Here is a 15296-nt window from a genome sequence, read left to right on the forward strand (position 1 = left end):
CGGTAGACTGCGGCCTGTTCCTCCGGTCCCATTACAGGACCTTCATCAGTCGTGACCGCGCTCTCACCAGCCTAAACCCACTTCGGCGTTGCGCCTTATAGGGACCGGCCCCGTACCGGCGGTTTGTAGACTCCATGGGAGTCCAGGCCGTGGCTGGCTTTCCCTGTTCCTGCTTCCCTAGCCGTCCATACGCCCGTTTAGGTGGCCGCTCTGAGCCGGATGCCCATACATCCCCATTGCCGGATGGGCGTGTTTCATAGATGGCATTCTTACTCCACGCCGGGCATCAAGTCCTTGAGGAACCGCAGGTAAGCGTCCTCGGACAACTATCCGTTTCCAGATAGCAAACGTGACGACTCGTACACTCGCGGTTTCGTCGGAGAGGGAGTCACCCTCTCATTCTCACCATGCGGGTCTTATGGCACCCCGGCGTATGCACCATGGCCTTACGGCTGTAGGTGCCTTGACGCCGACTTTACCTGGCATCAGACCCCAGAAGGCCGGTACCTTCTGACGCCTGCAGGAGTCTCAGGTCGGCAGTTTCGAGGCGGCATGGGCCTCTCATTCCTGCCGTCGGGAAGCAAGTTAGGGTGAGGATTCACCCCGCACTTTTCGTCCTGTTCATGCAAGACTTATAGTGCAACAGTTCGCACACCATCCGTTTCCAGATGGCCCCGCCTGACGACCCGTACTTTCGCGGTTTCGTCGGGGAGGGAGCCACCCTCCCATTCTTACCATGCGGGCCTTGTGGCGCCCCGGCGAATACGCCATGGCCTTTCGGCTGTAGGCGCATTGTCGCCGACTTCGCCTGGCTTCAGACCCCGGAAGGCCGGTACCTTCCGACGCCTGCAGGGAGTCTCAGGCCGGCAGTTTCGAGGCGGCATGGGCCTCTCATTCCTGCCGTCGGGAAGCAAGTTAGGATGATTGCTCATCCCGCACTTTTCGTCCAGCTTGTGCAGGACTTATAGTGCAACAGGTCGCACATAGACGAGACGTGGACCACTGGGCACCGCTACCTGAATATGGATGAGTATTGGCAGTGGAAGAAGGAACAACAGAAATCCACTGAGCCGGCCATGCTGCACGTTGTGAATGCCTGAGTGACCTGTCCTTTCATTCGCCGAAGAGGGCAATTTACACATGATACTGGACTTGATCTAGTTGGCTCAGGACGTTGGTGTCAATGTGGATGTTTGCGCGTTTGTATAATTCCGCTTCAAGATTCTCGAGCGTCTGGTTTTCATTGAGTTCCCCCGTTTGGTGCAGGTGTTCGAGCAACTTCTCGAGGAGAAGAGTTCGTTTGTACATCTGCAAAGTGCTGGGATCGTTCCAGTAGGCGTCGTTGGAGGTGAAACCCTTGGCCCGGATCAGCGCGTCTAAGTAGCGCCGTGCCTCGGGTGATTGATCCCAAGCGGTGCGCTGTTCTTGGAGGAATTGGCGTGCTTCCTCGTCGGTTACCCGAATTCCTTTTTCTTCAGCGTAACGGATCAGCAGTTCGCGCTGGATCATTTCTTTGATCAGGTCGTTGTTGCTTGTGTCAAAAGGTCTTCCTGCTGTCTCAAGCATGGTTTTCACATGAGTCTTGTATTCAACAAAATCTTTCGCCTGTATAACAAAACCTTTTCCTCTCGCGACAACCTGGTTTTCGGAGACGCGTTGCTGGTGATCGGTGGGGAAGTTTGCTGTGGTGAAAAGAATGCCGAAACTTAAGGAGGTGAGCAACAAGAGCATAAAGGTCAACCTTTTCATTTCGGAACAACGCCCCTTAATCAAGATTGTTAACGCGCGAAGGTGAGTTCGAATGCCATTCCCACGTCCTCGGTTTCCTTGTTCCCGCCTTATCATCATAACATTATTTATGTTTCGTCATCTTATGCGAAAGGGTGTGGAAAACTGCCACCGACTTTCGTGGGTAGCCGAACCGTTAGAGCCACGCCGCCCCATCGGAAATCTTTTCCGTGAAGTTTCTGGGGCGGCGTGGCTCCGAACGGGGAGGGGATTCCCCCTTAATCGTGCTCTTTTTTTACGGGTGGTGCAGTTGACGTCTTTGTCTCCCTCGAGGGTTGCCACTTGAATACCTTGTTTAGGGTGGTGAAGATGGTTTTCGACTCCTTGGCGAGGAGCGGTCCGACGACGGCGAGGATGAGGACATAGAGGGCAGCAAAGGGTTGGAGGATGGACAAGAGACCGGCCGACTTCCCGAGGTTTGCCAGGATGATGGAGAATTCGCCGCGGGCGACGATCGTAAGCCCGATGTTGGCAGCGGCCTTCGGTGACAGACCGGCACTACGACCGGCCAGCATTCCCGCAGTGAAGTTGCCGACCAACGTGAGCAACACGGCGCCGAGCGCGGGCAAGACTGCCCCGCCTAGCGTCCTCGGGTCAATGGATAACCCAAAGCTAAAGAAGAACATTGCACCAAATACTTCTCTTAGCGGCAAGATAAGGTGCTCGATGCGTTTACGATGTTCGGTTTCCCCGAGCACCAAGCCCACGAGCAGAGCCCCAATGGCCTCAGCGACATGGAGGGTTTCACCAAATCCGCTGATCAGAAAGAGGGCCGCAAATACAACCAACAAAAAGACTTCCGTTGAACCGATGTTCAGAGCCCGATTCAGCCAGGGGACGGCCACCCGTCCAAGAGCCAGGATGGCTAGCATGAAGCCCAGTGCGATGCCTCCCGAAAGGATAACACCGCCCACCGAGGTGGCGCCGCTAAAGAGGAGACCCGACAGGATCGAGAGGTAGATGGCCAGGAAGACGTCGTCGAACATGATAATACCGAGAATCATCTCGGTTTCGGGGTTTGCCGTGCGTTTGAGGTCGACCAGTACCTTGGCCACAATGGCGCTGGATGAAACCGTTACAATACCGGCCACCACCAAGATCTCCTTGAGCGGCCATCCCATCATCCAGCCGAACAATAACCCGAGAACGAAGTTCAGCCCGACATGGATGGTACCGCCAATGGCGATGGACCGTCCTGCCCTGATCAGTCGGCTCACGGAAAATTCCAAGCCCACGTAGAAGAGCAGGAAGAGGACCCCCAGCCGCCCCATGAACTCGATCAGGGGAGCGCTTTGAATGAAGCGCAAATCCACCATGCCGAGCTGGGGAGCATGGGGCCCGACGACCATTCCAATCAGAATCAGGAACGGGATAATCGAGAAACGAAGGCGGTTGGAGATTAACCCCGCAACCGCCATGAGGGTAAGGGCGAGGCCAACCTCGAAAACGATGTGTTCCATGTCTTATTCGCTCCTGTTGGATACGAGTTGCTTGAACGCTTTGATTTGTTGGCGCTCGCCCATTACAACCAAAATGGTTTCGGCCTTCAGCACGTAGTCCGGCCCGGGGTTCACCGTTTGCTTCAGATCCTTATCGATTACCGCGATGACCGTGGCTCCCGTCCTTTGCCGGATCTGGAGTTCGCCGATCGTTCGGCCTACGCACTTGGAGTTGGGTTCCACCTTGTACCACTCAATGACCAGGTCGTTGAGGGCCACCTCGACGGATTCCAAGGCCTTGGGTCTGTAGGTCAGGCCGCCGATGATGCCGGCCACTTGTCGCGCCTCGTCGTCATCCAGGGTGACCATGGAAATGCTGCTGTCCGGATCGTCGGGGTCGAAGTGGTAAAGTTCGCGCCTGCCGTCATCATGAATGATGATGACCAGCTTATCCCCACTGTGGGTGTCGATCTGGAATTTCCGTCCAATCCCCGGGAGATCCGACTCGCGAATGTTGGTCATGGTGGCGTCCTCCTTACCGTTCGCTTGTTCTTGCCATGTGCATGGTTTCCGTTCAGTTATAATTTATATATAATTTATCCTGATTCCGTGATCAAACTACGAAAACACATGCCTTATACTGTTGATTGCCGCTAAAATTGTTCTCCAGGCCATTTAAACCTAAGATTTTGTCTGCTCTCGTCCGCAATAAGAAGAAATCCTATGCTTTTTGGGCATACTGAAACAAGACCATCGAATGTGGACTTTAAAAAATAGTTTTATCTCGTCTCCACGGAATGCACCTATCGTTCTTCTTTTCGTTCGCCTATGTTACAAAAGCAGCATAGAGACGACTTACGACGCCGGCCCATGGGCTGTGTTTGCCAAACACAAATTTAAGCGGTCTGGCATGACGAACCACCCGAACGGCAATGGTGATCATGTTTTGAATGACGCTTTTGATGCGCCGCCGGTGGACGTGTTTGCGAAGCGGTGCACCGCCCAGGCGCAAACTCTTCTGCCCGATGATGCGTAGCAGGTTGTATGCAAGCAGGCCAAGGTGAAACACCAGATCATTCGTCCGAAATTTCCCGGACGGTAACCGCTCTAAGTCTAGGTCCGACTTGATTTCACTGTGAAACTGTTCGCTGGTGGCGTGCTCGCGGTACAGTTCGACCACCCGCCACGGGTCACCTTCAAGACTCGTCCAGTAGACGTTTACTTCAATATCCGGCACGAGTAAGATTTGCCCATGCCGGTCCATCGTCCGATGAATGACGTGAAAGACTTGCCGAAGCGGCGATGAAAAGCCCGGTTTTTCTACCTCGCGAACGCCAATGTACTCCTTTTTCCCCTCCCGAGGCTCTGTGCAGGTCCCGTATGTTTGCGCATATTCGAGCCATTCTTCCTCGTTTGTACGGCGGAGATTGACCTTAATGATGTAGTCCACCTTGTGCGCCTGACACACCCTAAGGTTCTCCAGGCTATCATGTCCCGCATCCATGCGGACGAGAAGATCCTTTTGGGGAACGATGCGCGCATAGAGGATGCTTGCGGCGAGGAAGTCAGCGGTATCTTTCTGGACATGGGTACTTCCTTCTCGGAGTTCTACATGGACACCGTAACCCTCTTGTCCCAGGTAAGCAAAGATCGGTGCATACCCACCTGTGCCTTTGTATGTTCGCGATACCCCTTCTTTCTTCGTCCCGGAGTTATCGAAAGGAGAGACGTCAATGTCGAGGGGAATGTATGTCTTATTGCCAACTTTTACCCCAGTCAGCGGGGCATGGACGCGTTGGATGAGCTCCAGTCCTGTGCGGATAAGGATATCGTTCCACTTCTCCAAGTTAGACGCGGCCGCCTCGTCCAGGCGCTGGCGAACCGTGGGGCTGGAAGGAACATGGTTAAGGTTTAAGCAAAGACGAAATGTGTCGTCGTCGCGTACCGTTTCCAGGTAGTCGAAGTCGCTTTTTCCCTGGCAGAGAATGCCGACGTAACTTTTTACGACGTCGGTATGAGAGAAAGTGGGATGCTCGTTTTCGCGAAGGCGTATACGATTCAGTTCGGAGAATACGCGTGAGGCTTCTAACAGTGCACCGACGACGGACAGCCCACCGTGTGCGGTAAGAATGAGGTCATCGGAGAACTCAAACTGAATTTTCAACATGATCACCCCGCAGGTGAAAGGAGGTTGATCTTATAATTCGACGCAAAGCCATGATTTACCTGCTAAAGAAGGGGGGATCAAGGGAGATTGTTCACGGAATCAGGTTTATATTAGCTGAAAGGAAGGGAAAAGTACACCGTTGGATGCAAATGAGGGAATGATTCTTCAGTTTCTCTCCACACAATTGGTTCGGGACGTTGTGGTCCCATTGGATGCCCGCCTTTCCCCGTTCGCACAATTCCTGTTCGAGATCTTCAATCGTCTTATTTTCATGTAGCTCGCCGGTTTGGTATAGGTGTGCAATCAGCTTCTCGATGACCACCTGTCTCGCGTATGTCTGCAGCGTGCGGGGGTCGTTCCAGTAGGTGTCTTCGGAAGTGAACCCTTTGGCGCGGATCAATTCATCTTTGAAGCGCATTTTTAAGAATCAATTGAAATGGGCCGGATGGCCTTGTGGTTCGAGAGATTTTCCGGATATAAGGAAAGGGTTCCTCACCCGTCAGAGGAGCCGCAGCGTGTAGACAAAGTACCGGAAGGTACAAGGTCTACACGCTTTTTTGTCGAATAGAGTTCTTATCCCAATCATGCAGAGGTGTCCACATGCTGAGAAAACAGTCGGCCGAAGGCCGTTACCAGCTTACCGTCGTTTCGTTGGACGAATTGGTTCCTCAGGATCACCTGGGCATCGATCCCGTTGTTCTCATCAAAATGGTGCTCATCCAGTATCTGTTCGGCATCCGTTGCGTGCGTCAAACCATCAAGGAAATCGAAACCAATATCGCCTATCGGTGGTTTTTGGGATACGATCTCACCCAGCCCATCCCCCATTTCACGACGTTTGGCAAAAACTATGTCCGCCGATTCAAAGGTACCGACCTGTTTGAAAGGATCTTTACGCGCATTCTCGAAGAAGCCTGCCATCACGGGCTTGTGGACCCTTCCGTGCTGTATATTGATTCCACCCATGTCAAAGCCAATGCCAACAAGAGGAAATATCTCAAGCGGCTCGTTCAGGAAGAAGGAAAGAAATATCAAGAACTTCTGGAAGAGGAAATCAACCAGGACCGCGTAGCGCACGGGAAAAAGCCGTTGCCAAAAAAGTTTAAAGCCGTCTGGAAGGAGGTGAAAAAAACACCACCGATCCGGAAAGCGGCTGGTTTGTCAAAAACGTAAAGGAACAGACGTTCGCTTACTCCTTCCATGCAGCCAGCGACCAAAACGGAGACGGAAGGTATCGAAAGCAGCGGGTCAGCTAGGGTCCATTTCCTTACTACCGTATGGAATTTTTGGGATAAGCCCGTTCGAGCCGAGGGGCAATTTTACACAGAAATTTGGACTTGATCATGTCCGAAAGATGCTTTTGGTCTTTATTCCCTTAGCTCAGCTGACCACCTAATCATACTTCGTGACATGGAGCCCATCAAGCCTCATGATTTACACCCCTACCTGGGACTTTAACTTCTGCATCGGCTAAGGCGCGCTCCGACATTCGCCTGGAACACGATTTTCACCGCACGCGGCGCAGGATGGTCCAACATCGCCCAAACTACAATCTGCTGACGCGGGCTTAACCGAGGGCGAACTTTCGCCATGAGTATGTCAAAAAGGTAAAATAGGTGCAATCATTATACATTGACACTGTATTTGATATTTGATAAGCTTTAACCCGACAGGAAAATGTCGAAGACGGAGGTGAGAACGCTTACCTTGCATAAGCCAAAAATGCATAAGCCAAAAGGCCCGACGATCGGAAGTGAAAGGGGGCGTGGCGGCACAAGGGTCGGCGGAGGAAGAAGTCGGACGAAAGCGACGGGACGAGGGAAAGACCTGAACCGGGGAAAAGATTCAAGATCTAACAAAATCTAACGAAGGGAGGGCCGAAGTTCGCGATGACCGTTGAACAAAAGAGCGTAATCCGTCCTTTAACCGGAGATGAATACTTGGAGAGCCTGCGGGACGGGCGCGAGGTGTACATCTACGGCGAGCGCATTAAAGACGTCACGCAGCATCCGGCCTACCGCAATTCAGCGCGGATGTTCGCCCGCTGGTATGACCGCATCCATCAGCTACATGAAGAAGACGAAAAGCGGGGCGGACCGCAAGCCTGGAAATGGACGGTGCCGACCGACACCGGAAGCGGCGGCTGGACGCATCCGTATTTCCGGGCCTCCAAAAGTGCGGAAGATTTGATCAAAGGACGCGACACGATCGCTGAGCTGCAGCGCGTCGTTTACGGCTGGCTCGGGCGGGCGCCGGACTATAAGGCCGCCTTTGTGGGGACGCTGGGGGCCAACAGCGACTTTTATGCGCCGTATCACGAAAACGCCAAGCGGTGGTACAAGGAGACGCAGGAGCGGCTCATCTTCTGGAACCACGCCATCGTCAACCCGCCGGTCGACCGGAACCGGCCGATTGAAGAAGTGGGCGACGTCTTCATGCACGTGGAAAAAGAAACCGACGCGGGCGTCATCGTCTCCGGCGCCAAGGTCGTGGCGACGGGAAGCGCGCTCACGCACATGAACTTCATCGCCCACTATGGGCCGATCCCCATCAAGGACAAAAAATTCGCCCTGATCTTCACCGTGCCGATGAACGCCAAAGGCGTCAAACTGATCAGCCGGCAGTCGTACGAATACGTGGCCGCCGTGGCCGGCAGTCCCTTTGATTATCCGCTCTCCAGCCGCCTGGATGAGAACGATGCGATCCTGGTGTTTGACCAGGTCCTGGTCCCGTGGGAGAACATCTTCGTCTACGGCGACGTGGAAAAGGTCAACACCTTCTTCCCGCTCTCCGGGTTTATCCATCGCTTTACGCTGCACGGTCTGACGCGGCTCGCGGTGAAGCTCGACTTTATCGCGGGGCTTGTGCTCAAGGCGATCGAGGCGACGGGTGTCAAAGATTTTCGCGGCGTTCAGGCCCGCGTCGGGGAGATCATCGCCTGGCGGCACCTGTTCTGGTCGCTGTCCGAGGCGCAGGTGCGCAATCCCGAACCGTGGGTCGGCGACTACGTGTTGCCGAGCCTGGCTCCGGGTCTGGCGTACCGGGTGTTTGCGACGGAAGCCTACCCGAAGATCAAGGATCTGATTGAGAAAGATCTGGCCAGCGCCCTCATTTATCTGCCGTCGAGCGCCGCAGATTTCCTCGATCCGGAGATCCGGCCCTATCTCGAAAAGTATGTCCGGGGTTCGAACGGCTATGACGCCAAAGACCGCGTGAAGCTGATGAAGCTGCTCTGGGATGCCGTGGGCTCGGAATTCGGCGGTCGGCATGAGCTCTATGAGCGGAACTACGCCGGCAACCATGAGAACATCCGCCTGGAGGTCCTCCTTACGGCGCTGCAGACCGGCGACGCGAAGCGTTTCACGGAATTCGCCGAACAGTGCATGGCGGAATATGACCTTGAAGGCTGGACGGTATCCGATCTCGTCAATCCAGACGACGTCGGAACGGTCTTTCGGCGCCGCTGAGGCCACGGAGTCCAGTCCGCTCCGATGGCGCCAACCGATGGTTGGGGAGGAGGGATGAGGCGTGGAGGCAAGGCAGGCCGTCTTGAAGCTCGGCGATGCGCTGCCGGACATCGCGCTTCCGGCCTACTTTCCGGAGACGAAGGCGGATGGGACGATTCGCCTTGGCCCGTCGGCGCCGGAGAAGCGGTGGACGATCCTCGTCTATTACCCGGCAGATTTTACCTTTGTCTGTCCGACGGAGCTCGCCGACTTTGCCCGGCACTATGACGCCTTTCGGGCTCTCGGGGCGGAAGTCGTCGGCGTGAGCACCGACACCGTCTACACCCACAAGGCGTGGCTGGAGTCGGAACGGCTCCTCAGCGACGTCCGCTTCCCGATGGCCGCCGATCACAACGGGCGGCTGGCGCGGCTCTTCAACATTTACAACGAAGCGGACGGGACGGCGCTTCGGGGGACGTTCCTCGTCGATCCGGACGGCATCCTTCGGGCGCAGGAAGTGACGTGGTACGACGTCGGCCGGAACGCCGAGGAGACGCTCCGGCTGCTGGAAGCCTTCGAATTTGTGCGCAACAATCCGGGTGTCGCCTGCCCGGCCGGCTGGCGGAAGGGGCAGAAATTCCTGAAGCCGGGGATGGAGCTCGTCGGCAAGGTGGCGGAGGCGCTTACTTGAAGCATTTGATGAATTAATTGACATTGACGCCTTTTTCGATGTTAGATATCATATCAGATACCGGGTGCGTGGCTCGGTGCGCGGATTCGGCGCGGTGGAAAAGGAGGACGAGCGGGTGGAGCGGTACATCCCCGTCAAGCACATCTCCCTGGCGCTGGCCGCCCGCATGCTGGAGGCGGCGGTCCGGAAGGCGGAAGAACTGGGGGCACGGGTGAACATCGCCATCGTCGATGCTTCGGCCCAGCTGAAAGCGTTTTATCGCATGGACGGCGCCCCCCTGCTTTCGATCGGCATCGCCCAGCGGAAGGCTTATTCGGCGGCGGCGTTCGGGATGGAGACGGGCAAGTGGTACGACATGATCAAGGACAACCCCCGCCTCCTGCACGGCCTTCCGCACACGCCGGATCTGACGATCTTCGGCGGCGGGTTTCCGATCGTCATCGACGGCGAGATGATCGGCGCGATCGGCGTGAGCGGCGGGACGGAAGAACAGGACGAAATCATCGCCCGGGCCGCCCTGGCCGTCGCGGCGGACGCCTGAGCCGGGCTTCACCGCCGCCCCTTTCACACGGAGGAGAAACATGCGGGCGAGAGCGGAAGGACGGGAACGGACGATGGAGGCGCCGAAGACGGTAAGGGCCGGCAAGGCGGAGCCTAAGGGGGCGGTCCGCATCCGCATCGACCCGGATGGTGTGGTCGTCGTCGGCCGCGCCGGCGCCAACCTGCTGTCTGAATTGCGGGAGACGTATTACGGCCGCGTCGGACGACCGGCGTTTCCGGGCTGTCGCAGCGGGGGATGCGGGTACTGCAAGGTCGAGCTGCTCGAGGGGGAGGTGATGCTCGGCGACACGTACTCCAGGGGCGCTCTGACCGACGAGGAACGCGCCGACGGCCGCATCCTCATGTGCCGCGCGGAGCTCGTTGGTGACATCGCCATCCGGATGCTGCCGAAAGACGACCCGCTGGCCCGGCTTCTTTTGCGCTTGAAGCGCGAAGGCCAGACGTGAGGTCCTCCGGCGCCGATGCGCGATCCGGCCGCCGGTCGACCGAGGCAAACGCCCTGCAAATAACAAAGTGCCGGAAAAATCGCGGCGTTGAAAAAGCCCGCCGGAACAAAAAAGGATCCGTGACAAAGATCGAACAAGGAGGGTTCGAACGATGGGCGAGGGCATCATGCGGCTCGGATATGTCGTCACCCGGGTGACGGATCTGGAGGCTGCCCGGAAGCACTACGTCGAGGTCATGGGCATGGAAGCGACCGACCGGACGGACAGCGCCATTTATCTGAAAGGCTGGGACGAATACGACCACCATTCGATCGTCCTGAAAAAGGCCGACCGGCCGGGCCTGGAGAAGATGGGCTTCAAAGTGCACACGTACGACGACCTGGCCGAACTGGAAAAGCGCCTTATTCAGTACGGGGCGAGCGTGACGCGCTTCTCCAAAGGAGAAAATCATAAAGTCGGCGAAGGGGTTCGCTTCCGGCTGCCCTCGGGGCACGTGATGGAGCTTTACGTCGAGATGGAGTATGTCGGCAAGGCGCTGCCGCAGCTCAATCCGCCGCCGTGGCCGGAAGGGCTCATCGGCGTCGGCGCGCCGCGGATTGACCATCTCCTCATCACCGCCGAGCGGCCGCAAGAGACCGTTGATTTCCTGATGAAGGCGCTCAATTTCTACATGAGCGAGATGGTCGTCGAGAAGCCCGATTCCGACGTTCCCATTGCGGCGTGGCTTTTCCGCAGCAATACGCCGCATGACATCGCCATCATCCCGGGGAAGGATGAGGGCCTGCATCACTTTGCGTTCTGGCTTGACGAATTTAACGACCTGCGGAAAGCGGGCGACGTCTTCTCCAAACACGACGTGCCGATCGATGTCGGCATCGAGCGGCACGGCATCACCCGCGGCCAGACGATTTACTACTTCGACCCGTCTGGGAACCGCAACGAAGTGTTTACCGGTGGCTACATCGCCTATCCGGATATGCCGGTCGTCAAGTGGACGGTGGATCAGCTCGCCCGCGGCATCTTCTACTTCAACCACCGCCAGGAGTGGATCGAAGGCTTTACCGGGGTGACGACCTGAACCGCCCGGGCGGTATGCACGGGGCGAGCGAGGATGGGAGTCCTCTTGAAGTGCGGCCGCGTGCTCATAAAGGAGAGGCCCAAGGCGCTTTGGGCCTCTTCTTTGTTAAAATATGTGATATAATCGAGGCGGACACACGCTGCACTTCGGGAGGATGAGCGATGACTCAGATGCCGGCCACGCGGGCCGAGTGGGCATATGAACAGCTCAAGGAGAAAATCCTGTCCAACGAGATCGCACCCGGCGAGCGGCTTGTCGTCGATCAGATTGCCCGCGATCTCGGAATCAGCCCGATGCCCGTCCGCGAAGCCATCCGGCGCCTGGAAGCGGAGGGGTGGGTGGAAAGCAAGCCCTATATCGGCGCCCGCGTCGCGCCGATTCGCTTAGAGGAACTGGAAGAGCTGTATACCATCCGCCTGGCGTTGGAACCGATCCTGGCTCGCACGGCGGTGGACAAGGCGACGCCGGAGGTCATCGAGGAGCTGGAAGCGCTTCTCCGGCAAATGGATCGGGCCGTCGAGGCGGGGGACGCCGCGATGTTCAGCCGGCTCAATTACACCTTCCACCGGACGCTGTATGACCTTTCTCCGTGGCGGGAACTCAATCGCATTGTCACGGCGGTCTGGGAAAAGTCGGCGCGCTCGCGCTGGATCTTCGTTCAGACGCCGGAAGCGATGCGCGAGTCGCAGAGCGAGCACTGGGGCATGCTGGAAGCGTTGAAGCACAAGGATGCCCGGCGGATGGAAGAACTGATGCGGCAGCAAAAGCAGCGCTCATTTGAAAACTTCATGAGCTATTTAAAGCGTACGCTTGAGATGTCCGAGTTGAAGTCTGCAAGGGAGGGCAATTAGCCCGCCCGGCAGCGCCCTGCGCCGGCAGACGATCGCGTTTCTTCGAACACATCGCCGATTCTCCTGGATTGAAGGTTATACATCCGTGCATCACCGGTGGCAGGGGGAAACGTCGGTCCGAATGTTCCGGGCGTTGAGAAAACGCGCCACTGCGTTCCGGTGGCGGAGGGTTTGTTTGCGGTGGGCTTGAAAGGAGAGAAAAAGGATGGGGGGAATCCCGCACCGGGACTTGGCAAGGCGGCTATGGGAGGCGCGTCTTAGGCGCACCCCCATTTCGCCCCTAACGGAAGAGTGGCCGGAGATGACGGTGGACGACGCATATGCCATTCAGGATCACCTGATCGCGTTCTACCGCGCGGCTGGAGACCGCCCGGTGGGATTTAAGCTTGGGTTTACCAGTGCAGCCATGCGGCGCGCCCTGGGCGTAGAACAGCCCAACTATGGTGTCCTGATGGCGAGCATGCTTCGATCTTCTCCCGCTCGGGCACTGGAAAGCTTTATTCATCCGCGCGTGGAGCCCGAGATTGCGGTGCGCGTGCATCGCGAACTGTATGGTTCCGACCTCGATGAAGCTCAAGTTAAAGGTGCCATTGAGGTAGTGGCGCCGGCTCTGGAAATTGTGGATTCTCGCTACGAACACTTTCGCTTTACCTTTCTCGATAACACGGCCGACAACTCTTCGGCGGCGGGTGTGGTACTGGGCGAGTGGCGAGAGGCATCGGACATCGATCTGGAGCGTTTGAGCGTCGTCCTGAGCGACGGGTCTCACGAATGGAGGGGATCGAGCGCGGACGTCATGGGCAGTCCCGTCAAAGCGGTGGCCTGGCTCAGCGGGGAATTGGCGCGCCGGGGTCGATCCCTCCCGGCTGGATCGGTGATCCTCACCGGGGGGATGACCGCCCCCCTGCCGTTGCGGCCGGGAAGCAGGGTTGTAGGAAATTTCGGGAACCTGGGAACCCTCGTGATCCACGGGTGAGCCTCAACTCAGATCTGGAGTGAGTCGTGGCTCCCGAGCCAATGTCATAGAAGCCCAGGCGGCCGACGGACGTCCCTTCGATCGCAAGGAGGGGTCGATGGTTGCGCGCGCCTAATTTTTGATATATAATCTGATCAAATCGTTGAAAGGAGGCAGGCGGATGGTTCAGACCGTCGCCCAGACCCATCATGCGCGGCTGTTCATCGACGGGGCCTTTGTTGAATCGTCGGCCGGAAAGCGCTTTGTGAACATTAACCCGGCGACCGAGGAAGAACTCGGCTGGGTGGAAGAGGCGACGAAGGAAGACGTCGATCGGGCGGTGCAGGCGGCCCGGCGGGCGCTTCAGGGGCCGTGGGGTCGTCTTTCGATCCCCGAGCGCATCCGGTTGGTCCGGCGCATCGGCGACCTCATCCTGGAGCGGCGGGAGGAGTTTGCCCGGCTCGAGACCCTCGACACGGGGAAGCCCTACTGGGTGGCTTACGAGCACGAAATCCCGCGGGCGGCGTACAACTTTCACTTTTTTGCGGATTATTTGCACTCGGTCGGCACCGAAGCATATCAGCTCGATGCGGGGCAGCTCCACTACGCCATCCGCCGGCCGGTCGGCGTCGTCGGACTGATCACGCCGTGGAACCTGCCGATGGTGCTCCTCACCTGGAAGATGGCGCCGGCTCTGGCCATGGGCAACACCGTCGTCGTCAAGCCGGCGGAGCTGACGCCTCTTTCGGCGACGCTCCTTGCCGAGGTGATCAAGGAAGCGGGCATCCCGGACGGTGTGGTCAACGTCGTGCACGGCTTCGGCCCGAATTCCGCCGGCGCCTTCCTCGTCGAACATCCGGGCGTGAACGCCATCTCCTTTACCGGCGAGACGACGACGGGCAAGACGATCATGGCCAACGCCTCCCGGAATTTGAAGCGGCTATCCTTTGAGCTCGGCGGCAAAAACCCGAACATCATCTTCGCCGACGCCGACCTCGATGAGGCCATCGATATGACCCTCCGTTCGAGCTTCCACAACCAGGGCGAAGTCTGCCTCTGCGGTTCACGCATCTACGTCGAGCGGCCGGTCTACGAGGAATTCCTGGACCGCTTCGTCAAGCGGACGAAAGAACTCGTCGTCGGCGATCCGTTCGATCCGAAGACGTTCGTCGGGCCGCTCATCAGCCGGGAACACCTGGAGCGCGTCATGGGCTACGTCGAGATCGCCCGAAACGAGGGACGCATCCTCATCGGCGGCAAGCAACCGGAAGGGCTCACTCGGGGGTATTATCTCGAACCGACGATCGTCGTCGACATGCCGGACACCTGCCGGGTGATGAAGGAGGAAGTCTTCGGCCCGGTGGTGACGGTCTCGCCCTTCGACACGGAGGAAGAAGTGATCGCCCGGGCGAACGACACCGAGTACGGCTTAAGCGCCACCGTCTGGACGACGAATCTGAAGCGGGCCCATCGCGTGGCCCATCAGCTGGAAGTCGGGATGGTCTGGATCAATACGTGGTTCCTCCGGGACCTTCGGACGCCCTTCGGCGGCATGAAGCAGAGCGGCATCGGCCGGGAGGGTGGTATGCACAGCGTCGAGTTTTATTCCGAGCTCACCAACATCACCGTCAAGCTTTGACGGGCCTTGAAACCTCTCGTCGATCGATCGGTGAGCCGCGACGGCCAAACCGGCGGCCCCGGATCGGGGCCGCCGAAAGGAGGGACCGCGATGTCCCGCAAGTTGCGGGTGGCGATCATCGGGTCGGGGAACATCGGCACCGACCTCATGTACAAAATGTTCCGCAGCCCGTATCTCGAACCGGTGTGGATGATCGGCATCGATCCGGAATCCGAGGGCCTGAAGCGGGCCCGCT

13 protein-coding genes and 2 pseudogenes are annotated in these 15296 nt (G+C 57.7%); 10 read left to right on the plus strand and 5 right to left on the minus strand.

Going from position 1 to position 15296, the window contains the following annotated elements; translation table 11 throughout:
- Window positions 1-1134 precede the first annotated feature (1134 nt).
- From SA87_RS08070 to SA87_RS13215, 5 genes are all read right to left on the minus strand, one after another.
- Window positions 1135-1731 carry a hypothetical protein gene (locus tag SA87_RS08070; protein ID WP_066201832.1) on the minus strand — a complete coding sequence of 199 codons (597 nt, stop codon included), beginning with the start codon at window positions 1729-1731 and terminating at the stop codon, window positions 1135-1137.
- Between the two features lie 275 nt (window positions 1732-2006).
- Window positions 2007-3248, minus strand: coding sequence for a cation:proton antiporter (locus SA87_RS08075; RefSeq protein WP_066201835.1), 1242 nt, complete (start codon window positions 3246-3248; stop codon window positions 2007-2009).
- A gap of 3 nt (window positions 3249-3251) precedes the next feature.
- Complete coding sequence (locus tag SA87_RS08080) at window positions 3252-3749, minus strand: cation:proton antiporter regulatory subunit (RefSeq protein WP_066201838.1); 498 nt, start codon at window positions 3747-3749, stop codon at window positions 3252-3254.
- Window positions 3750-4053: 304 nt separating this feature from the next.
- On the minus strand, window positions 4054-5400 hold the full coding sequence (locus SA87_RS08085; protein ID WP_409359832.1) for an IS1380 family transposase: 1347 nt from the start codon (window positions 5398-5400) through the stop codon (window positions 4054-4056).
- A gap of 85 nt (window positions 5401-5485) precedes the next feature.
- Window positions 5486-5812 carry a hypothetical protein gene (locus tag SA87_RS13215; protein ID WP_156423613.1) on the minus strand — a complete coding sequence of 109 codons (327 nt, stop codon included), beginning with the start codon at window positions 5810-5812 and terminating at the stop codon, window positions 5486-5488.
- A gap of 182 nt (window positions 5813-5994) precedes the next feature.
- On the opposite strand from SA87_RS13215, the pseudogene SA87_RS08090 reads away from it, so the two are divergent.
- The 10 genes and pseudogenes from SA87_RS08090 to SA87_RS14040 all read left to right on the plus strand — a co-directional run.
- Window positions 5995-6617: pseudogene (locus SA87_RS08090) on the plus strand (transposase); the annotation flags it as partial.
- A 666-nt stretch (window positions 6618-7283) separates the two neighbouring features.
- A complete protein-coding gene (locus SA87_RS08095; protein ID WP_066201845.1) occupies window positions 7284-8861 on the plus strand; it encodes a 4-hydroxyphenylacetate 3-hydroxylase N-terminal domain-containing protein in 1578 nt (525 codons plus the stop codon).
- Window positions 8862-8922: 61 nt separating this feature from the next.
- Window positions 8923-9531 (plus strand): peroxiredoxin, encoded by a 609-nt coding sequence (locus tag SA87_RS08100; protein WP_066201847.1) that lies wholly within the window; start codon window positions 8923-8925, stop codon window positions 9529-9531.
- Window positions 9532-9607: 76 nt separating this feature from the next.
- A complete protein-coding gene (locus tag SA87_RS08105; protein WP_281180929.1) occupies window positions 9608-10072 on the plus strand; it encodes a GlcG/HbpS family heme-binding protein in 465 nt (154 codons plus the stop codon).
- Between the two features lie 40 nt (window positions 10073-10112).
- Window positions 10113-10538, plus strand: coding sequence for a 2Fe-2S iron-sulfur cluster-binding protein (locus SA87_RS08110; RefSeq protein WP_245637682.1), 426 nt, complete (start codon window positions 10113-10115; stop codon window positions 10536-10538).
- A 151-nt stretch (window positions 10539-10689) separates the two neighbouring features.
- Window positions 10690-11616 carry a catechol 2,3-dioxygenase gene (locus tag SA87_RS08115; protein WP_066201852.1) on the plus strand — a complete coding sequence of 309 codons (927 nt, stop codon included), beginning with the start codon at window positions 10690-10692 and terminating at the stop codon, window positions 11614-11616.
- Window positions 11617-11777: 161 nt separating this feature from the next.
- The gene (locus tag SA87_RS08120) at window positions 11778-12467 is read left to right on the plus strand and encodes a GntR family transcriptional regulator (RefSeq protein ID WP_066201856.1); all 690 of its coding nucleotides are present in this window, start codon (window positions 11778-11780) and stop codon (window positions 12465-12467) included.
- A 301-nt stretch (window positions 12468-12768) separates the two neighbouring features.
- Window positions 12769-13443, plus strand: coding sequence for a 2-keto-4-pentenoate hydratase (locus SA87_RS08125; RefSeq protein ID WP_245637683.1), 675 nt, complete (start codon window positions 12769-12771; stop codon window positions 13441-13443).
- Between the two features lie 160 nt (window positions 13444-13603).
- Entirely contained in the window at window positions 13604-15061 is a 1458-nt protein-coding gene (locus SA87_RS08130) for an aldehyde dehydrogenase (protein WP_066201860.1), read from the plus strand.
- A 90-nt stretch (window positions 15062-15151) separates the two neighbouring features.
- Window positions 15152-15296 (plus strand): annotated as a pseudogene (locus tag SA87_RS14040) (acetaldehyde dehydrogenase (acetylating)); the annotation flags it as partial.

The organism is Hydrogenibacillus schlegelii (assembly GCF_001653195.1).
Classification (GTDB): domain Bacteria; phylum Bacillota; class Bacilli; order Thermicanales; family DSM-22653; genus Hydrogenibacillus; species Hydrogenibacillus schlegelii.